Annotated in this window: 30 protein-coding genes; 16 read left to right on the forward strand and 14 right to left on the reverse strand. The window is 68.1% G+C overall.

Annotated features, from left to right (window positions below):
• Positions 1-72: 72 nt before the first annotated feature.
• The 3 genes from L324_RS12620 to rsgA are packed head-to-tail and all read right to left on the reverse strand — an operon-like array spanning position 73 to position 2912.
• On the reverse strand, positions 73-951 hold the full coding sequence (locus L324_RS12620) for an SCO4651 family lipoprotein (protein WP_037306607.1): 879 nt from the start codon (positions 949-951) through the stop codon (positions 73-75).
• Positions 948-1841 carry an SCO4651 family lipoprotein gene (locus L324_RS12625; RefSeq protein ID WP_051173870.1) on the reverse strand — a complete coding sequence of 298 codons (894 nt, stop codon included), beginning with the start codon at positions 1839-1841 and terminating at the stop codon, positions 948-950. The genes L324_RS12620 and L324_RS12625 overlap by 4 nt, the downstream gene beginning before the upstream one ends.
• A gap of 60 nt (positions 1842-1901) precedes the next feature.
• Positions 1902-2912 carry a ribosome small subunit-dependent GTPase A gene (gene rsgA / locus L324_RS12630; protein WP_037306609.1) on the reverse strand — a complete coding sequence of 337 codons (1011 nt, stop codon included), beginning with the start codon at positions 2910-2912 and terminating at the stop codon, positions 1902-1904.
• A gap of 101 nt (positions 2913-3013) precedes the next feature.
• Here rsgA and L324_RS12635 point away from each other — a divergent pair, with 101 nt between their 5' ends.
• On the forward strand, positions 3014-3772 hold the full coding sequence (locus tag L324_RS12635) for an SOS response-associated peptidase (protein ID WP_037306610.1): 759 nt from the start codon (positions 3014-3016) through the stop codon (positions 3770-3772).
• A complete protein-coding gene (locus L324_RS12640) occupies positions 3769-4377 on the forward strand; it encodes an alpha/beta hydrolase family protein (RefSeq protein WP_037306612.1) in 609 nt (202 codons plus the stop codon). The genes L324_RS12635 and L324_RS12640 overlap by 4 nt, the downstream gene beginning before the upstream one ends.
• An 87-nt stretch (positions 4378-4464) precedes the next feature.
• Here the strand turns inward: L324_RS12640 and ybaK are convergent, their stop codons facing one another.
• Positions 4465-4941: a Cys-tRNA(Pro) deacylase gene (gene ybaK / locus L324_RS12645; RefSeq protein ID WP_037306614.1), complete on the reverse strand. Its 477-nt coding sequence runs from the start codon at positions 4939-4941 to the stop codon at positions 4465-4467.
• Between the two features lie 191 nt (positions 4942-5132).
• Here ybaK and L324_RS12650 point away from each other — a divergent pair, with 191 nt between their 5' ends.
• Both L324_RS12650 and rsrA read left to right on the forward strand, forming a co-directional pair.
• Entirely contained in the window at positions 5133-5771 is a 639-nt protein-coding gene (locus L324_RS12650) for a sigma-70 family RNA polymerase sigma factor (protein WP_037306842.1), read from the forward strand.
• On the forward strand, positions 5768-6091 hold the full coding sequence (gene rsrA / locus L324_RS12655) for a mycothiol system anti-sigma-R factor (protein ID WP_037306616.1): 324 nt from the start codon (positions 5768-5770) through the stop codon (positions 6089-6091). The genes L324_RS12650 and rsrA overlap by 4 nt, the downstream gene beginning before the upstream one ends.
• 66 nt (positions 6092-6157) lie before the next feature.
• On the opposite strand, the gene L324_RS44275 is transcribed toward rsrA, so the two are convergent.
• Positions 6158-6232: a 50S ribosomal protein bL37 gene (locus L324_RS44275; protein WP_098515123.1), complete on the reverse strand. Its 75-nt coding sequence runs from the start codon at positions 6230-6232 to the stop codon at positions 6158-6160.
• Positions 6233-6338: 106 nt separating this feature from the next.
• Between L324_RS44275 and L324_RS12660 the strand changes: the two genes are divergently transcribed.
• Entirely contained in the window at positions 6339-7862 is a 1524-nt protein-coding gene (locus L324_RS12660; protein WP_037306619.1) for a sensor histidine kinase, read from the forward strand.
• A 319-nt stretch (positions 7863-8181) separates the two neighbouring features.
• Here the strand turns inward: L324_RS12660 and L324_RS12665 are convergent, their stop codons facing one another.
• Together L324_RS12665 and L324_RS12670 are read right to left on the reverse strand one after the other, a co-directional pair.
• A complete protein-coding gene (locus tag L324_RS12665; RefSeq protein ID WP_037306843.1) occupies positions 8182-8436 on the reverse strand; it encodes a WhiB family transcriptional regulator in 255 nt (84 codons plus the stop codon).
• A 273-nt stretch (positions 8437-8709) separates the two neighbouring features.
• Positions 8710-9636, reverse strand: coding sequence for a diacylglycerol/lipid kinase family protein (locus tag L324_RS12670; RefSeq protein WP_037306620.1), 927 nt, complete (start codon positions 9634-9636; stop codon positions 8710-8712).
• Between the two features lie 279 nt (positions 9637-9915).
• Here L324_RS12670 and L324_RS12675 point away from each other — a divergent pair, with 279 nt between their 5' ends.
• On the forward strand, positions 9916-10422 hold the full coding sequence (locus L324_RS12675; protein WP_235783506.1) for a hypothetical protein: 507 nt from the start codon (positions 9916-9918) through the stop codon (positions 10420-10422).
• Between the two features lie 18 nt (positions 10423-10440).
• Here the strand turns inward: L324_RS12675 and L324_RS12680 are convergent, their stop codons facing one another.
• Together L324_RS12680 and L324_RS12685 are read right to left on the reverse strand one after the other, a co-directional pair.
• Positions 10441-10923, reverse strand: a complete 483-nt coding sequence (locus tag L324_RS12680) for a GNAT family N-acetyltransferase (protein ID WP_037306622.1) — start codon at positions 10921-10923, stop codon at positions 10441-10443.
• Entirely contained in the window at positions 10923-11516 is a 594-nt protein-coding gene (locus L324_RS12685) for an acid phosphatase (RefSeq protein WP_037306624.1), read from the reverse strand. The genes L324_RS12680 and L324_RS12685 overlap by 1 nt, the downstream gene beginning before the upstream one ends.
• A 62-nt stretch (positions 11517-11578) precedes the next feature.
• Between L324_RS12685 and L324_RS12690 the strand changes: the two genes are divergently transcribed.
• Both L324_RS12690 and L324_RS12695 read left to right on the forward strand, forming a co-directional pair.
• Positions 11579-12049, forward strand: coding sequence for a hotdog fold domain-containing protein (locus L324_RS12690; RefSeq protein WP_037306625.1), 471 nt, complete (start codon positions 11579-11581; stop codon positions 12047-12049).
• Between the two features lie 34 nt (positions 12050-12083).
• Entirely contained in the window at positions 12084-12392 is a 309-nt protein-coding gene (locus L324_RS12695; protein WP_037306627.1) for a hypothetical protein, read from the forward strand.
• Positions 12393-12459: 67 nt separating this feature from the next.
• Here the strand turns inward: L324_RS12695 and L324_RS12700 are convergent, their stop codons facing one another.
• A complete protein-coding gene (locus L324_RS12700; RefSeq protein ID WP_037306629.1) occupies positions 12460-13137 on the reverse strand; it encodes a hypothetical protein in 678 nt (225 codons plus the stop codon).
• 169 nt (positions 13138-13306) lie between these two features.
• Here L324_RS12700 and L324_RS12705 point away from each other — a divergent pair, with 169 nt between their 5' ends.
• The gene (locus L324_RS12705; RefSeq protein ID WP_037306631.1) at positions 13307-14914 is read left to right on the forward strand and encodes a GMC oxidoreductase; all 1608 of its coding nucleotides are present in this window, start codon (positions 13307-13309) and stop codon (positions 14912-14914) included.
• Here the strand turns inward: L324_RS12705 and L324_RS12710 are convergent.
• Positions 14911-15516, reverse strand: coding sequence for a dTDP-4-dehydrorhamnose 3,5-epimerase family protein (locus L324_RS12710; RefSeq protein WP_037306633.1), 606 nt, complete (start codon positions 15514-15516; stop codon positions 14911-14913). The genes L324_RS12705 and L324_RS12710 overlap by 4 nt on opposite strands.
• Positions 15517-15901: 385 nt before the next feature.
• Here L324_RS12710 and L324_RS12715 point away from each other — a divergent pair, with 385 nt between their 5' ends.
• Positions 15902-17077 carry an NAD(P)-dependent malic enzyme gene (locus L324_RS12715; RefSeq protein WP_037306635.1) on the forward strand — a complete coding sequence of 392 codons (1176 nt, stop codon included), beginning with the start codon at positions 15902-15904 and terminating at the stop codon, positions 17075-17077.
• A 111-nt stretch (positions 17078-17188) separates the two neighbouring features.
• Here L324_RS12715 and L324_RS12720 read toward each other — a convergent pair whose 3' ends face one another.
• The gene (locus tag L324_RS12720) at positions 17189-18592 is read right to left on the reverse strand and encodes a bis-aminopropyl spermidine synthase family protein (protein ID WP_037306637.1); all 1404 of its coding nucleotides are present in this window, start codon (positions 18590-18592) and stop codon (positions 17189-17191) included.
• 103 nt (positions 18593-18695) lie between these two features.
• On the opposite strand from L324_RS12720, the gene L324_RS12725 reads away from it, so the two are divergent.
• From L324_RS12725 to L324_RS12740, 4 genes are read left to right on the forward strand one after another with little or no spacing between them, the layout of a single operon-like run.
• Positions 18696-19784 (forward strand): ABC transporter ATP-binding protein, encoded by a 1089-nt coding sequence (locus tag L324_RS12725; protein ID WP_037306639.1) that lies wholly within the window; start codon positions 18696-18698, stop codon positions 19782-19784.
• On the forward strand, positions 19784-20467 hold the full coding sequence (locus tag L324_RS12730; protein ID WP_037306642.1) for an ABC transporter permease: 684 nt from the start codon (positions 19784-19786) through the stop codon (positions 20465-20467). The genes L324_RS12725 and L324_RS12730 overlap by 1 nt, the downstream gene beginning before the upstream one ends.
• Positions 20464-21153, forward strand: a complete 690-nt coding sequence (locus tag L324_RS12735) for an ABC transporter permease (RefSeq protein ID WP_037306644.1) — start codon at positions 20464-20466, stop codon at positions 21151-21153. Before L324_RS12730 ends, L324_RS12735 begins: the two co-directional genes overlap by 4 nt.
• Entirely contained in the window at positions 21150-22049 is a 900-nt protein-coding gene (locus L324_RS12740; protein WP_037306646.1) for an ABC transporter substrate-binding protein, read from the forward strand. The genes L324_RS12735 and L324_RS12740 overlap by 4 nt, the downstream gene beginning before the upstream one ends.
• Positions 22050-22140: 91 nt before the next feature.
• Here L324_RS12740 and L324_RS12745 read toward each other — a convergent pair whose 3' ends face one another.
• Positions 22141-22656 (reverse strand): GNAT family N-acetyltransferase, encoded by a 516-nt coding sequence (locus tag L324_RS12745; RefSeq protein ID WP_037306847.1) that lies wholly within the window; start codon positions 22654-22656, stop codon positions 22141-22143.
• A gap of 393 nt (positions 22657-23049) precedes the next feature.
• Between L324_RS12745 and L324_RS12750 the strand changes: the two genes are divergently transcribed.
• Together L324_RS12750 and L324_RS12755 are read left to right on the forward strand one after the other, a co-directional pair.
• Positions 23050-24612 (forward strand): S8 family peptidase, encoded by a 1563-nt coding sequence (locus L324_RS12750; protein ID WP_051173871.1) that lies wholly within the window; start codon positions 23050-23052, stop codon positions 24610-24612.
• Between the two features lie 132 nt (positions 24613-24744).
• A complete protein-coding gene (locus L324_RS12755; protein WP_037306648.1) occupies positions 24745-25464 on the forward strand; it encodes a hypothetical protein in 720 nt (239 codons plus the stop codon).
• Here the strand turns inward: L324_RS12755 and L324_RS12760 are convergent.
• A complete protein-coding gene (locus tag L324_RS12760) occupies positions 25461-26249 on the reverse strand; it encodes an SMP-30/gluconolactonase/LRE family protein (protein ID WP_037306651.1) in 789 nt (262 codons plus the stop codon). The genes L324_RS12755 and L324_RS12760 overlap by 4 nt on opposite strands.
• Positions 26250-26318: the final 69 nt, after the last annotated feature.

Here is a 26318-nt window from a genome sequence, read left to right on the forward strand (position 1 = left end):
ACCGCGGAACGTGAAGGCCCCCTTCCCTCGGCTGAACCGAGGGAAGGGGGCCTTCACGCGCATGGCCTGGCTTCAGCGCCCTGCCTTCTTCGCCATTTCGAGGTAGTCGCCGACTTCGGCGGCGGGCGGCGGGGTGACGTCCACCGGCGTGCCCCAGTCGCTGTAGAGGTAGGTCGACTTGGCCTCGCCGGTCTCGCGACCGCCCATCGACTTCATGAACGAGGTCATGTCCATGGTGATCTTCAGCGGCAGCTGCTCGGCGTTGAGCCACAGCTCCGCCGGGATCCGCAGATCCTTGCCTTCGAACCGCTTTTCGAACTTCGCCCGCTGGTCGGCCGGGATGTCATCACCGACGAACAGGTCGAACTGCTTCTTGGCGTCGAATTCCACGAAGTAGTGGTTCACCGGGACGCCGGTCAGCTGGGTCTGCTCCGACCTGATGATGCTGCCGGTCTTTTCGACCAGTTCCAGCAGCTTCGCCGGGTCGCCCATCTCGAACGACTTCAGCATGGCCTTCCCCATGGCCTTCGTTCGGGGGTCCTCGCTGTTCAGGTCGATCTTGCCCCAGTTCTTGTCCGTCTTGAGCTCGGCCTTCTCGGCCGGGGGAAGCTTGACGAACAGGGTCTGGTCGACCAGGCGCAGGATGCCGGATTCGCCGTCGGCGGTCATATTCGCCTCGACCTTCGTGGCGACACCGTCGTAGTACGCCAGCAAAGTGCCCGTGACCTTGGAGTCTCCTTGTACGGCGTCGATGGTCGCCTTGGAGGACTTGGACTTGCGCGTCCCCTGCTTCGCGGCTTCGACGAGGCCGAGCGCGTCGGTGAACGGGGTGGCCAGCGCGAGCTCGCCACCCTTGTTCTCCGCCGGGGCGTCCGGGCGGGTGCCGCAGCCCGTGAGCAGGAGGCCCAGGGCCGCGGCCGCCGCGACGAGTTTGACCGCGGTGCCCGTCACCGGCCGCCCTTCTTCATGATCTCCGCCATGTCGCCGACCTGGTCCGCGGGCGGGGCGGCGACGGTGACCGGGCCACCCCAGTCGGTGTACTTGACCGTGGTCTTGGCGACACCGTCGCCGGGGGCGCCCATCGCCTTCACGAACGCGGTCTGGTCCGAGATGACCTGCACCGGCAGCTGGTCGGCGTTGAGCCACAGTTCGGTGAGGATGGTGACGTTCTTGCCCTCGAGCTTCGCGTCGAGCTGCTTGACGGCTTCGGCGGGCAGCGGGATGCCGATCTCGCCCATGATCAGGGCGAGTGCCTTCCGTACGTCGACGTCGATGACGTAGTGGTTGGTCAGCTCGCCGTTCAGCTCGACCTGGTCCGACTTCGTGATCTTGCCCGCCTTCGAGATCTGCTCGAGGGTGCGGGACGGGTCGCTGTCCTTGACGGCCTTCGACATCATCTTGCCGAGCAGCTGCGAGATCGGATCCTTGCCCTCGGGCGAGATCTTCACGTACGCCTTGTCGGTCTTCAGCTCGGCCTTGTCCTCCGCGTCGAGCTTGAAGTACAGCGCGTTGTCGATGAACAGCATGTCGAGCTTCTTGCCGTCGCTGTCCATGATCATCGCGAGCTTGCTGTTCTCGCCGTCGTACAGGCCCTGCCCGGACGCGGTGCTCTTCTCGGCGCCCGCGACGGTCTCCATCGTCATCTTCGACGACTTGGCCTTCTTGGTGCTCTCGCGGGTCAGCGCCGCGAGCTGGATCGAGTCGCCGAGCGGCGACGAAAGTGAGCTCTTCGCTTCGGAAGAAGCGGGGGCAGCCGCGCCGGGCTGCGTCTCGCCGCCGCAAGCGGACAGCGCCAGTGCGGCGGCCGTCGTGATGGCGGCGAGGATGGTTACGCGCTTCAAAAGGACCCCTCAGAAAAGTTGATCTAATCCGAACGGGTTATCGCGGCTCGCCGAAATTAGTTACCGATCGTCTTCGTGACCTGCTCGGGAGCCCAAAAGGCGGCGCAGAGAGACCAGTCGCTCCGGGCTAGCGTGACCCTCGGTGACCACGTCGTCGAGGGCGCAGTCCGGATCCGACGGCGGCCCGAGGTGACCGCAGCCGGAGGGGCATTCCTCGGCCGCCTCAGCGAATTCCTCGAACGCGAGCACGATGTCGTCGGCGGTCACGTGCGCGAGCCCGAACGAGCGGACGCCGGGGGTGTCGACCACCCAGCCGCCGCCGGGCAGGGCGAGCGCGACCGCGGCGACGGACGTGTGCCTGCCCTTGCCGACCGCGCTGACCACGCCGGTCGCCAGTCCGGCGTCCGGCACCAGCCGGTTGACCAAAGTGGACTTCCCGACCCCGGAATGCCCGACCAGCGCGGTGACCCGGCCCTTGAGCCGCTCGGTCAGCTCGTCCGGATGCTCGTCGTGCCGGGTGACCACGGCCGGGATGTCGAGGCCCGCGTACCCGGCGAGGAGTTCGTCCGGGCTGGCGAGGTCGGCCTTCGTCAGGCACAGGACCGGTTCGAGCCCGCCCGCGTAGCAGGCGACGAGGCAGCGGTCGATGAACCCGGTGCGCGGCGGGGGGTCGGCCAGCGCGGTCACGATCAGCAACTGCGCGGCGTTGGCGACGACCACCCGTTCGAAGGGGTCGGTGTCGTCCGCCGTCCGGCGGAGCACGCTGGAGCGTTCGTCCACCCGGATGATGCGGGCGAGGGTGTCCGGTTTGCCGCTCACGTCGCCGACGATGCCGACGGTGTCGCCGACGACGACCGAGACCCGGCCCATCTCGCGCGCCCGCATCGCGGTGACGACCCGGTCCGGATCCGCGTCGATGGCGCAGGTCCAGCGCCCCCGGTCCTTCCCGATGACCATCGCGGTGGAGGCGTCGGCGTGCTCGGGGCGGCGTTTGCTGCGCGGTCTGGTGCCCTTGCCGGGACGGATCCGCACATCGGATTCGTCCAGTCTGCGCCAGTCCTTGCCCGACAAACCGCCTCCTGCTCTTCGAACACCGCGGAAGAATGATCCCATGCCGCTCGCCAACCTCTGGCGAGCGTGTAACGATGGCTCTTCGACGAGGAGGTTTTCGCATGTGCGGGCGCTATGCCGCCACGAAGGACCCCGCCGCGCTGATCGACGAGTTCGCCGCGGTGGACCTGACCGAAGGCCGGATCCGGACCGATCACAACGTGGCGCCGACCAAGGACGTCGTCACCGTGGTGCAGCGGCATCCGCGGGACGCCGACGGCGCGGTGCTCGAGGACGAACCGGCCGTCCGGTCGCTGAGGATGATGCGGTGGGGCCTGGTCCCGTTCTGGGCGAAGGACCCGGGCATCGGCTCGAAGATGATCAACACGCGCGCCGAGACCGCGAAGGAGAAGCCGTCCTTCAAGAAGGCGGTGTCCGCCCGGCGCTGCCTCGTCCCGGCCGACGGCTGGTACGAGTGGCGCCGTGACGGCAAGGAGAAGCAGCCCTTCTTCATGACAGGCCCCGACGACGCTTCGCTCGCCTTCGCCGGCATCTGGGAAAGCTGGCGGCCGAAGGACGACAAGGACGCCGACCCGCTGATCACCTTTTCGGTGATCACCACGGACTCGGTCGGCAGGCTCGCCGACATCCACCACCGCATGCCGCTGCTGATGCCGCGCGAGAAGTGGGACACCTGGCTCGACCCCGACCTGCCGGACGTCACAGACCTGCTCGTCCCGCCCCCGGCGGAACTGGTCGACACGATCGAGCTGCGGCCGGTGTCCAGCCTGGTCAACAACGTCCGCAACAACGGCCCGGAGCTGCTGGACCGCGTCGAACCCGCCGCCGACAGCGCGCTCTTCGAGCTGCCGAACCCATGACGAAACTGGAGATCGACACCGCTTACGGCCCCGCGCGGGCCGAGCTGCACTGCGCCGAGGAGGGCATCGCCGTGCTGATGCTCGGTCACGGCGCGGGCGGCGGCATCGGCGCGAAGGATCTGGTCGCGGTCACGCGGGCGGCGCAGGCGGCCGGGGTGCACGTCGCGCTCGTCGAGCAGCCGTACCGGGTCGCGGGCCGTCGCGCACCCGCTCCGGCCACGCAGCTCGACACCGCCTGGCTCACCGTGGCCGACGAGATCTCCGCGCGGTTCGACGATCTCCCGATCGTGTTCGGCGGCCGGTCCTCCGGCGCTCGCGTCGCCTGCCGGACGGCCGCGGCGGGACAGGCGGTGGCGGTGCTCTGCCTGGCCTTCCCCGAGCATCCCCCGGGGAAGCCGGAGAAGACCCGACAGGCCGAGTTGGACGCCGTCGAGGTGCCGACGCTGGTCGTCCAGGGCGAGCGTGACCCCTTCGGCCTGCCCAAGGGCGGTCCGCATCACGAGATCGTGGTGCTCAAGGGCGACCACAACCTCAGCGCCGACCTCGAAGGCGTGTCTCGCGCGGCCGCCGAATGGCTCGAGCGAGTGCTGCGCCCCCTCACCTGACGCATTTCGTCCTCTGGATGCGGTACTTGCGTATGGCAACTACCGCATCCAGAGGACGAAATGCGAGGGGTCCGGCGGGGAGGGGAGTCAGGCGGCGATGGGGGCCAGGACGGCACCGGTGAGCCGCACCAGGTCGGCGGGTGCGAGTTCGACCTCCAGGCCGCGGCGCCCGGCCGAGCAGTGCACCGTCTCGAACTTCTCCGCCGAGGCGTCGATCACCACCGGGAGCCGGCTCCGGTGTCCGAGCGGGGAGATCCCGCCGAGCACGTACCCCGTCGCGCGCTGCGCGGCCGCGGGGTCGGCCATCTTCGCCTTCTTCCCGCCCGCGGCCGCCGCCAGCGCCTTCAGATCCAGCTGACCGGTGACCGGGACCACACCGACGGTCAGTTTCCCGTCGACCTCGGCGACCAGTGTCTTGAACACGCGCGCGGGCTCCAGCCCCAGCGCCTCGACCGCTTCGAGGCCGTACGACTCGGCGCGCGGATCGTGCTCGTAAGCGTGCAGCACATGCGGCACCTTCTGCTTCGCCAGCAGCGCCGTCGCCGGGGTTCCCTTGCCTGCCATGGGCGGAGTCTACGAGCGTGCCCGGGAATGCCCGGCCGGGCCGCACTGTTGAAAGGCACGTGTCCACCACACTCGAAGCTCCCCGAATCCTGATCCCGCGCACGCCGGGCGGCCAGGTGATCCGCCCGCGCGTAAACTCGACGACGTCTCATGCGCACAAGCGCATCGACGCCGATCGGGAAGGGAACGGTTTGCCGAGCACGCAGAATCCCGCGCCGGAAACGGGCACGGACGCCGAAGAGGTGGCCGCGCGGGCCGAGCGCTTCGAGCGGGACGCGATGCCCCTGCTCGATCAGTTGTACTCGGCCGCCATGCGGATGACCCGGAATCCCGCCGACGCCGAGGATCTCGTCCAGGAGACGTATCTGAAGGCGTACGCGGCCTTCGCCTCCTTCAAGGCGGGTACGAACCTCAAAGCGTGGATGTACCGCATCCTCACGAACACCTACATCAACGGCTATCGCAAGCGTCAGCGCCAGCCGGTGCAGCAGCCCACCGAGGAGATCACCGACTGGCAGATCGCCAAGGCGGAGAGCCACACCTCCAGCGGGCTGCGCTCGGCCGAGGTCGAGGCGATGGACAACCTGCCTGACGCCGACGTCAAGGAAGCGCTGCAGAAGCTGCCCGAGGAGTTCCGCCTCGCGGTCTACCTCGCCGATGTCGAAGGTTTCGCGTACAAGGAGATCGCCGAGATCATGGACACGCCCATCGGCACCGTGATGTCCCGGCTGCACCGCGGCCGCGCCCAGCTCCGTGACCTGCTCGCCGATGTCGCCCGCGAGCGGGGCTTCATCCGCGCCGGCAAACAGCAGGAGGTGGCGGGGCGATGACCGACGACTACTGCAGCGGCGCGGACGACAAGGTCAAATGCGAGGAAGCCCTCGCCGACATCTACCTGCTGCTCGACAAGGAGTGCAGTGCCGAGCGCGACGCGGCCCTGCGCAAGCACATCGAGGACTGCCCGCCGTGCCTCGAGGAATACGGCATCGACGAGCACATCAAGCAGCTGCTCGCCAGGAAGTGCGGCGGTGACCACGCGCCGGACGACCTGAAGTCCCGGCTGCGGGCCTCGATCCGCCAGACCGTGCAGAGCAAGGGCGCGATCACCATCGAGCGCACCGAGCTCAAGATCGAGCAGACCTTCGAATAAGCGCCTCGGACACGCGAAGGCCCCCGTACCGGATCGGTGCGGGGGCCTTCGCCGTCTGATCGATGATCAGGCGTTGGGCTTCTTGCCGTGGTTCGCGCCGTTCTTCTTACGGTCGCGACGCTTGCGGGCGCGCTTCGACATGTTCCACTCCTTGTCCAAGTGGCCCTCGCGGGGTGATACGACACCGCTGGGCCAGGGTCAACCTCTTCAGTGTGTCATGCGGCCCTCACCCTGCTTGGATGGGGACGTGTCCACCCTTTCCGATCTGCTCGCCGAGAACACCGGTCTGTCCGGCGAAGCCGCGGATCATCTCCAGACCGTGGTCGCCGAATGGCAGCTGCTGGCCGACCTTTCCTTCGCCGACTTCCTGCTCTGGGTCGCCGTCTCCGAAGAGCTCCAGCCCGACGGCGGCGACTACGTCTGTGTCGCGCACGCACGCCCTACGACGGCGCCCACGGCCCATCCGGAGGACGTCGTCGGCTCCCGGTTCACCGTGGACGAGCATCCGCAGCTGGCCAAGGCGAGCCGCGAGGTGCGGATCTGCCGTGAAGAAGACCCGCACTGGTACCGCGACCTGCCGATGCGCCGCGAGGCCATCCCGGTGGTGTTCGGCGGCACGGTGATCGCCGTCCTCAGCCGCGAGACCAACCTGGCGGCCTCCCGGGTGCCGAGCCCGCTCGAGATCGCCTACCTCGGCAGTGCGGGCGACCTGTGCCAGATGATCGTCGACGGCACCTTCCCCAGCCCGGGGAACCAGACGGACACGCACACCAGCCCGCGGGTCGGCGACGGCCTGATCCGCCTCGACCCGACCGGCACCGTGGTCTTCGCCAGCCCGAACGGGTTGTCGGCCTATCACCGGATGGGGCACGAATCCGACCTCGTCGGGCAGCGGCTGGCGCCGTTGACCAGGTCCCTCATCCGCGACCCGTTCGACGCGACCGAGGTCTCGCACCGGATCATCGAGGCGCTCGACGGCAAGCCCAGCAGCCGTACGGAGGCGGATTCACGCCGCGGCGCCGTCGTGCTGTTCCGTGCGCTGCCGCTGCGCCCGGCCGGGCAGGCCGCCGGCGCGCTGGTGCTGGTGCGCGACGTCACCGAGGTGAAGCGCCGCGACCGCGCCCTCCTGTCGAAGGACGCGACCATCCGCGAGATCCACCACCGGGTGAAGAACAACCTGCAGACCGTGGCCGCGCTGCTGCGGCTCCAGTCGCGCCGGACCTCCAGCGAGGAGGCACGGCTGGCGCTCGGCGAGTCCGTGCGCCGGGTCTCGTCGATCGCGATGGTGCACGAGGCGCTGTCCATCTCCGTGGACGAGCGGGTCGATCTCGACAAGCTGCTCGACAACGTCCTGCCGATGGTCGGCGAGGTCGCGACGGCCGAATCCCAGGTCGGGCTTTCGCGCACCGGTTCGTTCGGCGTTGTCGTCGCCGAGATCGCGACGCCCTTGGTGATGGTGCTGGCCGAGCTGGTCCAGAACGCCATCGAGCACGCGTTCCCCGGCGGACGGCCCGGCAAGGTCGAACTCGTGGTGGAACGGTCGGCCCGCTGGCTCGACGTCGTCATCCGGGACAACGGGCGCGGACTGCCTTCGGGATTTTCCCTCGAACGCAGCGACGGCCTCGGGCTGCAGATCGTGCGGACGCTGGTGGAGTCGGAACTGCGCGGTTCGCTGTCCCTGCGCGGACTACGCGGGGAATCCGAGGAATCGGGCGGCCGCCGGGCGGGCACCGAGGCCGCCTTGCGGATCCCGCTTTCGCGCAGGCTCTGAACCGGCCGTAGTGGACAGTCCTCTTTGATCATCCTCAGTGGACTGTCCCACCCGGACACGTTTAAGGGCCGGCGCCCGAAGAGAAGTGGCGCCGGCCCTGCAACGGTTCCGCGGGAGGACTTCGTGAAAGTCCAGTGAAGCCACACCCCCGTGGGGGCGTGTCGGCCTCGCTTGTTAAGCTCAAGTCGGGTACGTGTCACCTCGCAACGCAGGGCCATGCAGCCACTGCGCCGCGGGATTTCCCGAAGCTTGGGGTGTTGTCGCTACTTTGAGTTCTGCGCTGTGATGCTGAGATGAAGAGTGCTGAGTCTCGAAAGACTCAGGCGGAGGTACGCGTGCCGATGTGCGTACGACGGCGCTTCAGGGCCCGTCGCTCGTCCTCGCTCATCCCGCCCCAGACGCCTGCGTCCTGCCCGCTGGCCAATGCCCAGGCCAAGCAGTCGGATGCGACGGTGCAGCGGTGGCACACGGCCTTCGCCTGCGTTACCTGCGACAGAGCCGGACCACTGGTTCCCACGGGGAAGAACAGCTCGGGGTCCTCGTCTCGGCAGGCCGCGTCATGGCGCCAGTCCATGTTTCTGAGCTCCTTCATAACGGCGCGGTACTCCGCGCCATAGTCGTCATGGCGGTCGTTTTTTTGGGTGCTTGTGAATGCTTTCACGAAGCACCCGTTTCGACAAGGGTTTTCTGAAGATCGGTGAGTCAGCTCACCCGGCCGAGCGACGCTCCTGACCTGCGGTTTCGTTCCGAAACGGTCTCCCGAAGGGAAGGCCGATGCGGTGAGCGGAGGTTCTGCGTCGATGAGCGGCAGGTCGTACTTTGCCGCAGGCGATCAGCGGTCCGGTCGTCAGACGGTTACTGTCAGTGCTCCCGGGACGCTGAAGAACTCCACCCTCGTCCGCTGGCCGACGAGGTCGCCGTCCACCTGGAAGTTTACCGGTTCAGCAGCGTCGATGCGGATCATCGGCAGGTCATCGTGACGAAGGAGACGTCGTCCGCGTTGGTTGCTCTTCGTGAGCAATGCCTGCCGTACATGCTTGAACACGGTGGGCAATCCCAGACCGCTCAACGCGAAAAGGCCCAATCCGGTGTCGAACGAGCTGCCCGGGTTCAGGTGAACGGGACGGTCACCCAGGTAACTCCATGGATCGGTGTTGGACACGAAAGCGGTCAGCACTTCGGTGGGCTCTTCACCCGGGATCCGCACGGTGAGGGGTGGCCTGCCGAGCGGGGGCCGCAGATGCGACGCCACGGCGGCCCGGAGATAGAGCCCCGCGGTGGTCTGCTTGCCGCGTCGCTTGGCCACGCGGCCGACGACGTCGGCGTCCCAGCCCAGGCCGGCGTTGAAGGTGAACCAATGGCCGTCGGCGAGTCCGAGGCCGACCGCGCGGCTCCGGTCGTTCTCGATGGCGTTGAGGAGCTGGTGGGTCGCTTCCACCGGATCGTGCGCGATCCCCAGCGCGCGGGCGAAGACGTTCGCCGAGCCTCCCGGCACGACCCCGAGCATGGGGACTTCGCCGATTTCGGCCGGATCGCCGTCGGAGTCCGCGAGCAGACCGTTGACGACCTCGTTGACCGTGCCGTCGCCGCCGTGGGCGACCACCAGGTCGATCCCGTCGCGGGCGGCGGAGCGCGCCACGGCCATCGCGTGGCCGCGGTAGTCGGTCTCCACGACGTCGAGCTTCACCTGGCTGGCCAGCGCGTGCGCCAGCACGTCACGGCCACCCGCGGTGGTCGAGGTGGCCTGGGGGTTCACGACGAGGATGGCACGCACTACCGCAGGGTAAGTGACTTCGGCCCGAAGAGGGGAGCGTCAGGTGACGCGAAGCTCAACGGCACGTGCGTCCTCGAAGCTGCACCTGGTGACCCTGTGGCGGGCGTCCCTCCTCACTGCCGGGGATGACAGCGCGTCGTGACAAGTGCACCCGGGCCGACCGCCCGCTCATCGACGACGTCTCCAATTCTTCCCACCCGGCGGTCAGGGGAAACCGGCCGTCCGGGTGGCATACGATCGAATGTGCTCACGTACGGTGACCCGCCCTGGTGGATCTCCGTGTCCGGAAGCCTGGAAGGCTGTTTCGCCGTGTCCATCGCCGACAAGCTCTCGCCCGCGCCCCGCGAAGTCCGCCTCGCCGGGATCATCACCGCGCTGCCGGGACTCGCCCTGATCGTGTTCGCGGTCCTGCTCCTGGTCAACGGCCAGGCCGGACCGGAGAACCTGGTGGCCGAGGTCGCCTATTACCTCGTCCTCGCCGCCGGGACGCTGGCCTGCGCGGCCGGCCTGGTGCTGGGGAAGACCTGGGCGAGGTCGCCAGGGGTGGTCGTCGCGCTGATCCTGGTCGGCGTCGGCTGGTACGGCGCGGGCCCCTCCGGGCAGCCGCTGTGGGGCGTGCCGCTGGGCCTGATCGGCGTCGGCGTCATCGTGCTGCTGTTCCGCCGCCCGTCGCGCGCCTGGGCGCTCGGGCTGCGCGAAGGCGAGACCGAGGAAGAGGCCGCCGAACGCGACGGTGCCGCGGGTCGTGCGGCGCGGCGTGAGCGCGAGGAACAGGACGGCCGCTAGACCTCGGACGCTAAACGGCTAGACCTGGGCCGCGAGCGCCTTCAAGGGCTCGTCGGTGAGCCGGTCCACGGTCCACTCGTCCATCGGCACCGCGCCGAGGGACTTGTAGAACCCCTGCGCCGGGTTCCAGTTCAGCACCGACCATTCGAGACGGGCGTAACCGCGCTCGACGCAGACCGCCGCGAGGGTGGCCAGCAGTGCCTTGCCGAGGCCGGAGCCGCGCTGTTCGGGCCGGACGTAGAGGTCCTCCAGATAGATGCCGTGCACCCCGCGCCACGTGGAGAAGTTGAGGAACCAGAGCGCGTAACCAACGATTTCGCCGTCGACCTCGGCGACGTGACCGAACAGTGCCGGTGCCTCCCCGAACAGCGCGGTGCGCAGCTGCTCGGGGGTGAGGTGGCATTCGTCGGGGGCGCGTTCGAATTCGGCGAGGTCGTAGACGAGCCGGACGACGGCGTCGACGTCTTCTTCCTTGATGCGCCGGATGCGCTCGTCGGACACTAATCCTCCGTGGTGGGGAGCAGGTTGAGGTGTTCGATCTGCGGTTCGCCGCGTTCGTCGCCGAGTACCGCGATGCCGGCCGGGTCGAGTCCGAAGTGGACGCCCGCCGTCGACGGCAGCCCGATCCAGCGCGCGACCAGGACACGGCTGAAGTGCCCGTGGCCGACCAGGATCACGTCGCCCTTGCCGAGAGGTTCGCGGACGCGGTCGATCAGCTTGTCCGCGCGGGTGTTGACGTCCTCCGCGCTTTCGCCGCCGGGGATCGGATGCGACCAGACCGTCCACCCGGGAACGGTCTCGCGGATCACCGGGGTGGTGATGCCTTCGTAGTCGCCGTAATCCCATTCGGCCAGCTCTTCGGTGACCTCGTCGACGCGCAGCCCGGCCAGTTCGGCCGTCCGGAGCGCGCGGGTGCGGGGGCTGGACAGGACGAGCGCGGGGGAGCCGCCGAGCACCGCGCGCAGGGAACCGCCCGCCGCGCGGGCCTGTCCCTCGCCCGCCGTCGTGAGCGGGATGTCGGTGCGTCCGGTGTGCCGCCCGTTGACGGACCACTCGGTCTGGCCGTGCCGGAGGAGGAAGAGCCGATGTGCCACGTTGCGAATATAGCCTGCGGTCCGGTTATGCTACCGACGAGTAACATGGTGAGGAGACCGTGATGGCGCAGAACCCGACCTACGCGATGTGGAACCGGCTGGCGGGCAAGCCGGTCGGCAAACAGCTGTTCTCGGCGGCGATGTGCCTGCGTGTGCCGTACTTCCGGACGGTGCTCCCGTCGGTGCGCGAACTGCGTCCCGGCCGGTGTGAGGTGACGTCCCCGAAGTGGTGGGGTGTTTACAACCACATCAAGACCTTTCACGCGATCGCGGCGTGCAACCTCGCCGAGATCGCCATGGGCATGCTCGCCGAGGCGACCGTCCCGACGACGCATCGCTGGCTGCCCAAGGGGATGACGGTCTCCTACGTCGCGAAGGCGGAGACCGGCCTGCGGGCCGTCGCCGAACTGCCGGAGTTGCCGGAATTCGGCGACGAGGGTTTCGAGCTTCCCGTACCGGTGACGATCACCGACACGAACGGGAAGGTCGTCGTGACCGCGACCATCACCATCTGGGTGACAAAGAAGAAGTGAGCACCTTCGCGGATCGGCATGCCAGGATTCCGGAATGGCGATCGAGGTGTTCGAGGACGGTGACGAACTCTTGTGCGTCCAGGCGACCCGCCTGGACAGCGACGAGGCTTGGATCTATCAGCTGAGCGAGGCGCGTCCAGCCCCGTCTTCGTGGGGTGGAACGTCCTCGGCGGGCGCAGTCTTGCCGGGTGACGCACTGGTCACGGTGACGGCATATGACCCTGATGTCGAGAAGCCTCCCTGCGTCTCCTTTGAGACCGGCGAAGTGGTCACTTTGACCTCGCTGAGGAGGTTCCTCGATCGCGTCACCGAACACCTCGCCGACTTGCGTCGTGAGTGGTAAGTGTCGTTCTAACGACACTTACCACTCACGACCCCAGCGCCGCATTCAGAGGACGAAATGCGGGTGGTCAGAGGGTTTTGAACTGCACGTAGGTCGTCTGCTTGAAGGTGTTCGCGCCGCTCGGTGACGGCAGGCCGAGCAGGCGGTCGGCCACCGGCGCCAGCCGTCCGCAACCGGTCGTGCGGGGCAGGGCGAGTTGCGTGTCCACGACGCCGAACTTCACCGTCTTCGGGTTCTGCGAGAGCACCTCGAAGGGCACGGCGGGATCGTCCTTGACGACCGAGTGGAGCGGCGCGTCGAACGTCCCGAGCGTGCATCCCTTGGGCAGCAAGGGATGTCGCAGAACGGCGTACAGGTCCAGTTCGCCGCGGCGTTCGTCGTTCGACTGGAAGTCCGAGTAGCCGCCGTACTTCAGCTGCATGCTCGCGCCGAAAGCGCCATCGATCCTCGCGGGAGCGTGGCGCAGTTCGCCGAAGACCTGTGCGTACTTCCCGTCCACCTCGCCCTCGGAGAACGTCAGCCGCATCTCCCCGAGCGCGATCTCCCGGTCGCCGACGGTCAGGACTCCTTGGGAGACAAAGACTTCACAGCGCCAGGTGCCAGGATCGGCGTTGGCGGGCGGGGCGGGGCACGCGGAGAAGTCGAAGTCGGGCAAGGGTGACGGCGCCGCGGAGGCGAGGCCGGGGAAAGCGAAGAGGGCGGCGGCGGACAGTGCGGCCGCGGTCGCTGCGAGAAGACGTCTCATGACTGGAAAGAGTGGTCTGCGCCGCTTGCGGCCACATCGGGGAAAGTACCCAGGGGGATCCCGGAAATCGCCACGTTCGAGTGAACATTAACGGTGTTTACCCAGCTGACGCGAATCCTCTTCGGATTCGGTCTTGAAGCGGCCGGAAGCGGCGGGTGATCATCGGCCCATGTCCCCACTGTCGCGCCGCACTTTCCTCGGGTTCACCGCACTCAACTCCGCCGCCGCTCTCGGGCTGACCACGATTTCCACCGCGCGTGCCGGGCAGCCGGCACAAAACTTCTCGCCCGCCGTCGTCATCGGCACCGGATACGGCGCCGCCGTCACCGCGCTCCGCCTCGGCGAGGCCGGGATCCCCACCGTCATGCTCGAAATGGGCAAGCTGTGGGCGAAACCCGGCCCCGACGGCAAGGTCTTCTGCGACATGCTCCAGCCCGACCGGCGGGCCATGTGGTTCAAGAACCGGACGCAGGCCCCGCTCGCGTCCTTCCTCTGGCTCGACCTGGCCAACCGCGACATCGACCGGTACCCCGGTGTCCTCGACAGGGTGGACTACGGCGACATGTCCGTTTACGTCGGCCGAGGGGTCGGCGGCGGTTCGCTGGTCAACGGCGCGATGGCCGTGACGCCGAGGCGGTCGTACTTCGAGGAGATCCTGCCCGCCGTCGACGCGGACGAGATGTACGGGACGTACTTTCCCCGGGCCAACCGGGCGCTCGGGGTGAACAACATCGACCCGCGGTGGTTCGAAACCTGTCGTTCCTACCGCTACGCGAGGGTTTCCCGGAAGGCGGCGGCGCGAGCGGGACTCAAAACGGTGTTCGTGCCCAGTGTCTACGACTTCGAGTACCTGAAACAGGAAGAAGCGGGCACGGTGCCGCGGTCGGCGCTCGCGTCCGAGGTCATCTACGGCAACAACCACGGCAAGCGTTCCCTCGACAAGAGCTATCTCGCGGCCGCGCTCGGCACCGGGAACGTGACCATCAAGACGCTGCACCAGGTCCGCGGGATCACGCGCCAGACCGACGGCACCTACGTGCTGGCAGTACACGAAACGTCGGAGAACGGCACGGTCGTGGCGAGGAAACAGCTCGGTGCGAAGTACCTCTTCCTCGGTGCCGGCAGCCTCGGTTCGACGGAATTGCTCGTGCGGGCGCGGGAAACCGGGACGCTGCCCGAACTGAACGACGAGGTCGGCCGCGGCTGGGGGACCAACGGCAACGTGATGCTGGGCCGCGCCAACCACGCGTGGGACCTCGGCGGCTCACTGCAGTCGGGGATGCCCGCGCTCGGCATCGACGCGTGGGACGACCCGGTCAACCCCGTCTTCGCCGAGGTCGCGCCGGTGCCCGCCGGGATCGAGACGTGGCTGAGCCTGTACCTCGCGATCACGAAGAACCCCGAACGCGGCCACTTCACCTACGACGCCGCCAGCGACTCCGCGCGGCTCCAGTGGCGCGCTTCGCAGGGCAGGCCGTCGATCGACGCGGCGAAGTCGTTGTTCGACAAGGTCAACCGGGCGAACCGCACGATCTACCGGAGTGATCTGTTCGGGGATACGAGGTCGTTCGAGAACCGGTTCACCTATCACCCCTTGGGCGGGCTGGTCCTCGGCAAGGCCACCGACCTGTACGGCCGGGTGAAGGGCTACCGGAACCTCTACGTGACCGACGGATCGCTGATCCCGGGCAGCACCGGGGTGAACCCGTTCGTGACGATCACCGCGCTGGCGGAGCGGAACGTGGACCGGGTGCTGCGGGAGGACGTGCTGCCCTAGCCTTCGGCCCGCAGCTTCTCGTAGTACGCGACGCACTCGTCGTAACGCGGGAGAATTCCCTGCTCCAAGGCCTCTTTGAGGCTGGGCGCGTCAGTGTCCTTTTCGGACAGCAGGGGTTCGATGTCGTGCGGCCACGGCAGCGCGAGGTCGGCGTCCATCGGGTTGATGCCGTGCTCGGCCGCCGGGTTGTACGGCTCGGAGCAGAGGTAGACCATCACCGTGTCGTCTTCCAGCGCCATGAAGGCGTGGCCGAGGCCTTCGGCGAGGTAGACCGATTTGTACTCGGTGCTGTCGAGCAGCACCGACGTCCATTCGCCGAAGGTGGGCGAGCCGGCACGGAGGTCGACGACGACATCGAGCAGCGAACCGCGTGCGCAGTAGATGTATTTCGCCTGCCCGGGAGGCGTGTCCGCGAAGTGCACGCCGCGGATGGCGCCGCGCCGGGAAACGCTGGTGTTGGTCTGTGCCAGGCGAAGCCGATGCCCGACCGTCTTGGTGAACGTCTCCTCCTGGAAAGGCGCCACGAACCGGCCGCGGTGATCGGGGAAAACCCGAGGGGTGAATTCGAAGCACTCGGGGATGCTGAGGCGCCTGGCTTGCATGACGTCAATGCTAACGAGGGCAGGCACCGCCTTCCCAAGCCGGACGGACGTCTTGGGAAACCACTCCTGAGCTGCGGAAAGCCGGGCCCGTTTGTGACATCAACCGCACCAGAGGGGCACACTGGTCCGTGGTCCTGTCACAATGATCGGACCGCCGCGTCCGCGGCCGTCGCCACACCCACGGCACCGACGGCCGATTGGACGCTTCGCCGACAGGCCGGCGCTACCGCGCTGGGCTGCCGTGTCGGAGGACGAGTTACCCCAGGTGGGCCGGGCCATGCCCTTCGGCCTGCCCATCTACCAGTTCCCCCGCTCGCAGTCCCAGGAGAATGCAGTGACTTACGCTCGAATCGAGACTTCGCCGTCCTTAGACACGGCGGAAGCAATGACGGGAACCACGATGACCACGCCAGTGACCGACACCGAGATCTTCGAAGGACACGAGGGCGGCAAGCTCTCCGTGGCCGCGACACGCCCGATCTCCTCGCCCCGTGACCTTTCGGTCGCGTACACGCCTGGGGTGGCGAAGGTGAGCCGGGCGATCGCCGAGGACGCGGCCAAGGCGAAGCGGTACACGTGGGCGGACAGGCTGGTCGTGGTGGTCAGCGACGGTACGGCGGTGCTCGGTCTCGGTGACATCGGCGCGAGCGCCTCGCTGCCGGTCATGGAAGGCAAGTCGGTCCTGTTCAAGACCTTCGGCGGGCTCGACTCGATCCCGCTGGTGCTCGACACCACCGACGTCGACGAGATCATCGAAACCCTGGTCCGGCTGCGCCCGTCGTACGGCGCGGTGAACCTGGAGGACATCTCGGCGCCGCGCTGCTTCGAGCTGGAAGACCGGCTCAAGGAGGCCCTCGACTGCCCGGTCATGCACGACGACCAGCACGGTACGGCGATCGTCACGCTGGCCGCGCTGCGCGGGGCGAACCAGGTCCTCGGCAAGGACATCTCCGGTCAGCGCGTGGTCGTCTCGGGTGCGGGCGCGGCGGGTGTGGCCTGCGCCAGGATCCTGCAGAACGCCGGCGTCGCGGACGTCACCGTGCTCGACTCGCGCGGGATCATCCACGAGGGCCGCGAAGGGCTGAACCCGATCAAGCGGAAGCTCGCCGAGACCACGAACACGGCCGGTCTGCGCGGCGGACTCGGTGAGGCGCTGAAGGGCGCCGACGTCTTCCTCGGCCTGTCCGGGGCGACCATCGACGAGACGCTGCTGGCCGGGATGTCCGACGACGCGATCGTGTTCGCACTGTCCAACCCGGATCCCGAGGTTCACCCGGCCGTGGCATCGCGGTACGCCAAGATCGTGGCGACCGGGCGCAGCGACTTCCCGAACCAGATCAACAACGTGCTGGCGTTCCCCGGCGTCTTCCGCGGCGCGCTGGATTCCGGTGCGCGGGCGATCACCGAGAACATGAAGCTGGCCGCGGCCGAGGCGATCTTCTCCGTCGCGCAGGACGACCTGGGTCCGGACCGCATCGTCCCGAGCCCGCTGGACCCGCGGGTCGCGCCCGAGGTGGCCGCCGCGGTCGCGAAGGCCGCCGAGGCCGACGGCGTGGTGTGACGGGCACTTTCACAGCCTCTCAAATGCCATGAAAGGTCCTTTCCTTGCAAATTTTGCAAGGAAAGGACCTTTCATGGCGTGTGGGGGTTGCGGAACCCAGCCGAGCAGAACTCAGTCGAGCAGTTCGGTCAGCCGGTGCCGCGGCAGGTCGATCAGCCGCGCGTCCGTCAGATCCGACGGGACGTCCAGCGAGACGTTCGCCAGCCGCGCGTGTGCCCGGGTGAGCAGTTCCGACGGATGTTCGACGGCGTCCGCGACGACGACGGCGTGCCGGTTGTCCGGGGTGCTGCGCAGCAGCCGCAGCCGGTACTTCGCCCCGACCAGCCGGTTGAGCGCGCCCTGCGCCTCGGCGTTGGTCAGGTCCGGATGCGAGTTCGGGACCAGCAGCGCCAGACGTCGCGCGTTGGTGCCCAGCAGGGTCCGCAGGAGCCACGGGCCGGGGTCGGCCGAGAGGTCCATCGCGACCGCGTCGCCCTCCGGCCCGGAGACGGACCAGTCGACCGGCCGCGATTCCAGCGCCAGCCCGCCTTCGGTGGCGATCTCGTGCAGCTTGTCGAGCAGCGACGGCTTGGCCGCCCCGGCGGACTCCACCGACTGCGGGCCGTGCGTGTAGATCGCGGCCTTCCCCTTGCCGCCGCGGTTCTTCTTCGACTTCGCGGTCGGCTGGCAGACGTAGAGGTCCGCCGCGCTCCCGATCGCCTGCGCCCCGAAGTACCGGTTGAAATCCGGCAGGATCGCCTCGAAGGTCAACCCGAGTGTCGCGAGCGCCCGCTGTACCTGTGCGCCCAGAGCGGGATGGCGGGGGCTGTAACCGTAAGCGAGCAGCAGTCGCCCGTCCGAGGGTTCGGCGAGCGCCTGGACGCCGCGTGCCGCGAACAGGCCCATGCCTTCGGGAGTGTAAGGCGGATCACTGAACACGAGATCCATCCGCCCGGTGACCGAGGGTGGCAGGCCGACCCGCAGATCCGTGTGGAGGGTGCGGATCGACCGCTCGCTGAGTTCGTCGATGTAGGCCAGCACGCGATCGTCGAGGTCGACGACGGTGAGGTCCGCGTCGGGCCGCAGCGAGCGCACGGCCAAGGAGGTGAGGTCGTGGTCGCCGAGGAACAGCAGCTTCGCCGTGCCGAGGTCGTACCGCTCGTCCAGCCACAGCGCGCGGTTCAGCACGGTCTCCGGCGTCGCCTGTACGTGGTCGAGCGCGGCCATCGGAGCGGGCACGTTCTCGACGTAACTGGTGATGGTCTTCAGCAGGTCGGGGTCGGTTTTCCGGTCCCGCGCCTCGAAGCGCGCGTACTTCTCGCGGGCGGCCGGGGCCAGCCGGAAGCGGGATTCGACTCGTTCGAGGTCGTCGCCGAGCGCGTTCAGGACGTCTTCGACACTCCGGCGTGGCGCGGCGCTGACGCGGATGAGTTCGCCGAGGTCACGCCAATCCGTCCGGAGCAGGGAAATCACCTGATGGAGCGGTCGCACCTGGACACCGTGCGCCGCCAGGACGTCGTCGACGAGAGAACTCACAGCGCGCAGCCTAGGACACGGGACGGCGAACCGATCCCTGAGACACCGTGCCAACGCCCACGATCTGGGCTACGGTTTTTCGACCAGACATGGGGAGAGACACGTGACTATCGAGTTCCGTGGCGTGACCAAGCGGTATCCGGACGGGACGGTCGCGGTCGACGACCTGAACCTCACCGTCGAGGACGGCACCATCACCGTCTTCGTCGGACCGTCCGGCTGCGGCAAGACCACGTCGCTCCGGATGATCAACCGCATGGTCGAGCCGACCTCGGGCACGGTGCTGCTCGACGGCAAGGACGTCAGCGACGGCGACCCGGCCCTGCTGCGCCGCGGCATCGGCTACGTCATCCAGCACGCGGGTCTCTTTCCACATAGGACCGTCCTGGACAACATCGCCACCGTGCCGCTGTTGTCCGGCTGGGACAAGGGCAAGGCGCGCAAACGCGCGGCCGAGCTGCTCGAAACCGTCGGCCTGCCCACGGAACTCGGCAAGCGCTACCCCGCGCAGCTTTCCGGCGGCCAGCAGCAGCGCGTCGGTGTCGCCAGGGCGCTCGCGGCGGATTCCCCGGTGCTGCTGATGGACGAGCCGTTCTCCGCCGTCGACCCGATCGTGCGGGAAGAACTGCAGGACGAGCTGCTGCGCCTGCAGTCGCAGCTGGGGAAGACGATCGTGTTCGTCACCCACGACATCGACGAGGCCGTGCGGCTCGGCGACAAGATCGCCGTGCTCCGCGTGGGCGGTGTGCTCGCCCAGTACGGCACGCCGTCGGACGTGCTGCGCCATCCCGTCGACGACTTCGTCGCGTCGTTCGTGGGCAAGGACCGCGGGTACCGCGGGCTCTCGTTCCTCTCGGCGGACGGCATCGTCGTCGAGGAGGTCGAGCGGGTCGAGGTCGGCAAGCCGGCGCCGGGGCCGTCCGACGAGTGGCTGCTCGCGGTGAACGCCGAGGGCCAGCCGCGCGGCTGGCTCCGCCCTCAGTCCTCTGTGGACGGTGAGCTGGCCGAGAGCGACCTCGTCGCCGGCGGATCGCTGTACGTGCAGGGGGCCCCGGTCCGCGGCGCGCTCGACGCGGCGCTGTCGTCGCCCGCGAGCCTCGGCGTCGTCGTCGATTCCGGCAACAAGGTCCTCGGTGTGGTCAGAGCCAAGCAGGTCCTCGAGGTGATCGAAGCGCTGCCGCTGGGTTCCTGATGGGCGACTTCTTCGGGGAACTCGGGCGCTATCTCGGCAGCGCCAACAACCGGGCGCAGTTCTTCGGTGACCTGCTCGACCACGTCTACCTTTCGCTGGTGCCGCTGGTACTCGGCCTGCTGATCGCGGTACTGGCCGGCTGGCTCGGCCACCGGTTCCCCGCGGTGCGGTCCGTGCTGCTGGTGGTGTCGAACCTGCTGTACACGATCCCGTCGCTGGCGTTGTTCGTGGTGATCCCGGGCATCATCGGCTCGAAGATCCTCGACAGCGTCAACGTCATCGTCGCGCTCACCGTCTACACCGCCGCCCTGCTGGTACGCCCGGTGCTGGACGCGCTCGACGCCGTCCCGCCGCATGTGGTCGCGGCGGCGACCGCGGTCGGCTACAAACCCGCGCGCCGGTTCCTCACCGTCGAACTGCCGCTTTCCGTGCCGGTGCTCGCCGCCGGGATCCGGGTGGCCTCGGTCAGCAACATCAGCCTGGTCAGCGTCGGCGCGCTGATCGGCACCGGCGGGCTCGGCGTGCTGTTCACCGACGGCTTCCAGCGCGAGTACTTCTCCCCGATCGTCGTCGGCATCGTCGCGACGCTGCTGCTCGCGCTGATCGTCGATCTGGTGCTGGTGCGGCTGCGCGATCTCCTCACACCCTGGGACCGGGTGGCGACCACGGCGGGGGCGAAATGATCGGCGACGTGCTGAACTGGTTCGGCGATCCGGCCCATTGGCAGGGTACGGACGGTGTCCTCACCCGGCTGCTGCAGCATCTCGGCTACACGGTGCTGGCCTTGTGCTTCGCGCTGCTGATCGCGATCCCGCTCGGGCTGTACGTCGGGCACACCGGCCGCGGCGCGGTACTCCTGGTGAGCGGGGGCAACGCGATCCGCGCGCTGCCGACGCTCGGCCTGGTGACCTTCTTGTTCCTGCTCTTCACCGAAAGCGAGATCTCGACGATCATCGGGCTCGTGGTGCTCGCCATCCCGCCGATCCTCGCGGGGACCTACGCGGGCCTGCAGGCGACCGATCACGGCGTGGTCGACGCGGCGCAGGGCATCGGGATGACCGGCTGGCAACGGTTGTGGAAGGTCGAGGTGCCCATCTCGCTGCCGCTGGTACTCGGCGGCGTGCGGAACTCGATGCTGCAACTGGTGGCGACGGCCGCTGTCGCCGCCTACGTCGGACTCGGCGGACTCGGCCGGTTCCTGCTGGACGGACTGGCCATTTTGGACTATCCGCAGGTGGTCGCGGGCGCGGTGCTGACGACGTTGCTCGCCGTCGCGCTGGATCTCGTCCTGGCGGGCGTCCAGCGCGCGCTGGTACCCAAGGGAGTACGGCTGGCGCAGGCCGCGAGCGGGAAGAAGGCGAAGGTATGAGGCGGACGGTGGCGGCACTGTTCGCCGGAATCGCTTTGCTGGCATCGGGTTGTGGTAACCCGCTGGCCGGGGGCGCCGAGGGCGGCGCGACCGGCGACATCATCATCGGCGCGTCCGACGTCGGGGAAAGTCTTCTGCTGGCCCAGATCTACGCCGGCGCGCTGCGGAACGCGGGTGCGGAGAACGTGACCGTGCGCCCGCCGGTCGGCAGCCGCGAGGTCGTCGTCAAGGCACTGCAGGACAAGTCGCTTTCGGTGGTTCCGGACTACAGCGGGAACCTGCTGCGCTACTTCGACAAGGAGACACAGGCGACCACGCCGCAGGACGTCTACGCCCAGTTGAAGCGGAAACTGCCGTCCGGATTCGAGGTACTCGACCAGGCGCCCGCCGAGGACAAGGATCTTCTGGTGGTGCGCAAGGAACTCGCCGATTCCGGGGTGCGGACGTTCTCCGACCTCGGCCCGCGCTGCCGGGACCTCGTGTTCGGTGGCCCCGGCCAGTGGAGCAGCCGCTGGAAGGAAAAGATCAAGACCCTCTACGGTTGCGAGTTCGCCGAGATCCGCACGACCGACACCGGCGGTCCGGTCACGGTCGCCGCGCTGAAGTCCGGGGACATCCAGGTCGCCGACCTCTTCAGCACGTCGTCGACGATCGCCGCGAACGGGTTCGTGCCGCTGGTGGACGACAAGAACATGTTCCCCGCGCAGAACATCGTGCCGCTCGTCGCGAAGGGGACGTTGTCGCCCAAGGAGGTCGACGCGCTGAACCGGGTCTCGGCGGCGCTCACGACCGATCAGCTGACCGAACTGAACGTCCAGTTCAGCGAGGAGAAGCGTAACCCGCTCGACGTCGCCGAGGACTTCCTGCGGCGGAACAACCTCCTCGCGCCCTCCTGACCCCTCGCGTTTCGTCCTCTGGATGCGGTGGTTGCGCGTGCAAGTACCGCATCCAGAGGACGAAACGCGAGGGGGCAAGAGGGGCGGAGGGTCAGAGGCGATCGAAAGCGGGCGAGTAGCGGAAAGTGCCCTGGAGACCGGGGTCGTGGGCGCGAAGGGTGCGGACCTGGAAATGCTGCGCCCATTCCGCGACCGGCGGCGTGATCCCGTGCTGTTCGGCGAGGACGAAGCCGAAGCGGGAGTAGTAGCGCGGATCGCCGAGCAGGACCACAGCGCCGTACCCGAGCGCGTCGGCCGCGCCGAGGACCGCGTGCACGAGCGCCGACCCGATACCCGAGGCGTGGTACTCCGGCAGCACGCCGAGCGGGCCGAGACCGACGGCCGACTTCCCGTCCTCGCCGATCCATCCCGGGCTGCAACAGACATGTCCGACGACTTCGCCGTCGCGTTCGGCCACGATGGACAGTGCGGTGATCAGGTCGCCGTCGTCACGCAGCTCGTCGACGAGTTTCGCCTCGACCACCGGGACACTGAGTTTCGCGAACGCGGCCAGGTGGACGGCGTGGATCGCCTCGCGGTCGGCCGGGATCTCCTGTCTGAGCAACATGGGCACGAGCATGCTCCATCCGAAGGTAGGATGGAAATCGATTTCCGCGCGGCGAGGTCGCGACTTTCGTAGGCGGCCATCCGTGTGTACTTCCATGCCGGTGAAACGCCCGGTGGGCGGGAAAGCGACCACCAGGTGTGCGGATCCCCAATTCTTCGTGGGCCGTACGGGCGCAAAAAGCGACTAAAGGCGGGGGCTGAACGGTGCCCGACCTGCACTTGAGACGCACCCATTACTCCCGAGATGTCCGTAATGCAAGGTCTTCCTTGGGGTGAAAACGCGACTTAGTCTCAGCCTGCGCTCCTAAGTGGAACGCGCTTCACCTCTGAGTCATCCCCTAGATCCGGCGGGCCGTTTCACGCCCGTGGGTCGACCCTGCCTGGGAGGAATATCTTGAACAATTCCCTGGGAACCTTGAAGAGACGGCTGCCGGTCTTCGGTGTGGCGGCGGCGGTCGCCGCGCTCACGGCGCTCGGCGGCACCACCGTCGCGTCGGCGGCGGAGGGTTCGATCGTCAACGCCGGGAGCGACAAGGCGATCAAGGACAGCTACATCGTCGTGCTGAAGGACGGCTCGTCGGTCGAAGCCACCGCGAAGAGCCTGACGAGCCGTCACGGCGGCACGGTCGAGAAGACCTTCGCCTCGTCGGTCCGCGGCTTTTCCGGCGCACTGACCGAAAAGCAGGCGAAGCGCGTCGCCGCCGACTCCGCGGTGGCCTACGTGGAGCAGAACCAGACCGTCTCGATCTCGGCGGACCAGCTGAACCCGCCGTCGTGGGGCCTGGACCGGGTCGACCAGCAAAGCCTTCCGCTGGACCAGAAGTACAGCTACAGCACCACGGCGTCGAACGTCACCGCATACGTCATCGACACCGGCATCCTCACCACGCACCCCGACTTCGGCGGACGCGCGACCCACGGTCGTGACACCGTCGACAACGACAACGACGCGACGGACTGCCAGGGCCACGGCACCCACGTCGCCGGCACCATCGGCGGGACCGCGCACGGTCTGGCCAAGGGCGTCAAGCTCGTCGCCGTCCGCGTGCTGAACTGCTCCGGTTCCGGTACGACCGCCGGCGTCATCGCCGGTGTCGACTGGGTGACCGCGAACGCCGTCAAGCCGGCCGTCGCGAACATGAGCCTCGGCGGCGGTGCTTCGAGCACCCTCGACCAGGCCGTCCAGCGGTCGATCGCGGCGGGAATCACCTACGGTCTCGCGGCCGGTAACGACAACGGTGCCAACGCCTGCAACACGTCGCCCGCCCGGACGCCGGAAGCGATCACGGTCGGCTCGACCACGAACACCGACGCTCGGTCCAGCTTCTCCAACGTCGGCACCTGCCTCGACATCTTCGCGCCGGGCAGCGGCATCACGTCGACGTGGCTGAACAACGGCACCAACACCATCAGCGGTACCTCGATGGCGACCCCGCACGTCGTCGGCGCGGCGGCCCTCTACGCCTCCGCGAACCCGTCGGCCACGCCGAAGCAGGTCCGTGACGCCCTGGTCGCCAACGGCACCAAGGACAAGGTGACCAACCCGGGCACCGGTTCGCCGAACGTGCTGCTCTACACCGGCACCGGTGGCCCCGGCCCCGAGCCGACGCCCTGTGGCACGCAGACCAACAGCACCCCCGTCGCCATCCCCGACGCCGGTGCCGCGGTGACCAGCACGGTCACCGTCGCCAACTGCGCCCGCAACGCCTCGGGCACCACCAAGGTCGCGGTGAACATCACGCACACCTACGTCGGTGACCTGGTCATCGACCTGGTCGCGCCGGACGGCAGCTCCTACCGCCTGAAGGGTTCGAGCAACGACTCGTCCGACAACATCAACACCACGTACACCGTCAACGCCTCGGCCGAGGCCGCGAACGGCGCCTGGAAGCTGAAGGTGCAGGACGTGTACCGGGTCGACACCGGCACGATCAACAGCTGGTCGCTGACCCTCTGATCCACCCCTGGAGTACGTGAAGGCCCCCTTCCTCCTGCTGGGAAGGGGGCCTTCCCGTCTCCGGAGGGTGATTCGGCCCCCAGTTGCCGGGTTCGTCCACTAAGGACCTTGGTAAGGCTTTAACCTCTCCGCATGCACCCCGGACCGCCCTATCAGCAGGGACCTCAGCAGCCGTATCCGCCGCAGGGATATCCGGGGTATCCGCCGCCCGGTTACGGCCCCCCGCCCAAGAAGTCGAACACCGGGCTCATCGTCGGCCTCGTCGTCGGCGCGGTGGTGCTGCTCGGCGGTGGCGGGGTCGCCGCTTTCCTGCTGCTGTCCGGCGACTCCGGTTCGTCCTCGTCCGCGGCGCCGACCTCGTCCAAGAAGACCGGGCCGCCGGACAAGTACTCCACGCTGCCCGCCTGCCAGAAGATCGGGACCGGGGTGAGGAACCTGCCGCCGCTCGAACCGCCGAAGGGCGAGGAACCGGCGAGCACCTCGAACAACGACATCATCTACACCGCCTCTTCGTGCTCCTGGCGTGAATCCGGTGCTCCGTCGGCCTCGGTGACCATGTACCTGGCGAAGTCGAAGGAACCGGGCACGGGCGCGGGCGAGGAGTGGGCCAAAGCGGGCTACGACAACGCCATGAAGGACGGCGGCGAAGTGATCCAGAGTCTCGCGAAGGCGACCAAGGCGGGTTACAACGACATCCGGTCCGACGGGCAGTGCTCGATCAAGCTCTATCAAGGCAACGTCGAAGCACAGATCATCGTGAGCGGTGCCGATCCGTCCAAGCCCCTCGACCAGACGTTGTGCAAAGAGAACGCCTTGAAGGTCGCGAAGGCGACCTCCGAGGCGATCGGTTAGCCGATTTCGGTGACCTGGACCTGTCCGGTCGGTCCGTCGCCGAACGGGTTCTCCCAGTCGTGCCACTCCGCGGCGAGGACGTAGAGCGAACGCCCGTCCTCGCCGCCGAGCGTGCAGGAGAAGCACCCTCGGTCGGACTCGACCTTCTGAAGAACTTCGCCTCCTTCGCGGACGCGGACGCAGTGCTTGCCCGCCACGTCCGCGTACCAGACGGCGCCTTCGGCATCGAGGCAGATGCCGTCGGGGTGGTCGCCGCCGAGGTCGGCCCACACGCGCCTGCCGGACAGTGAACCGTCCTCGGCGAGGTCGAACGCGGTGAGCCGGCTGCCGTACGACTCGGCGACGATCAGCGTCTTGTCGTCGGGCGTGATGGCCATCCCGTTGCCGAACAGGATGCCGTCGGCGACTTGGCGTACTTCGCCGTCCGGAGTGACGACGGCGATGACGCCGGGCTGCTGCAGGTCGCTGGAGCCGTTGACGTAGGCGTTGCCGCGGCTGTCGACGACGACTTCGTTCCACAGGGAGGCGACGGGCGAGAGATCGGCGTAGGTGCTGAGATCCGCGTTGAGCAGCCGGGCGTTCGGGCCGTCGACGATGAGAAGGCGGCCGTCGGGGAGCCAGTCGAGCGTGATCGGCATCATCGTCGGCACGGTCGCGATCACTTCGCTTTCGCCGTCGGGCGTGACGGCGAGGACCTGGCCGGTTCCCCAGTTCGCGAGCCAGAGGCGGCCGTCGTGCCAGCGGGCGGATTCGGGGAGCTTGAGGCCGTCGAGCAGCGTGTTCATGGTGTCTCCTTCGGTTCGTTTACCCCTATACGAACGGGACCCACCGTTTTCGACACCGGGGGCTGAAGG

This window comes from Amycolatopsis orientalis DSM 40040 = KCTC 9412 (genome assembly GCF_000478275.1).
In the GTDB taxonomy this organism is placed as follows: Bacteria; Actinomycetota; Actinomycetes; order Mycobacteriales; family Pseudonocardiaceae; genus Amycolatopsis; species Amycolatopsis orientalis.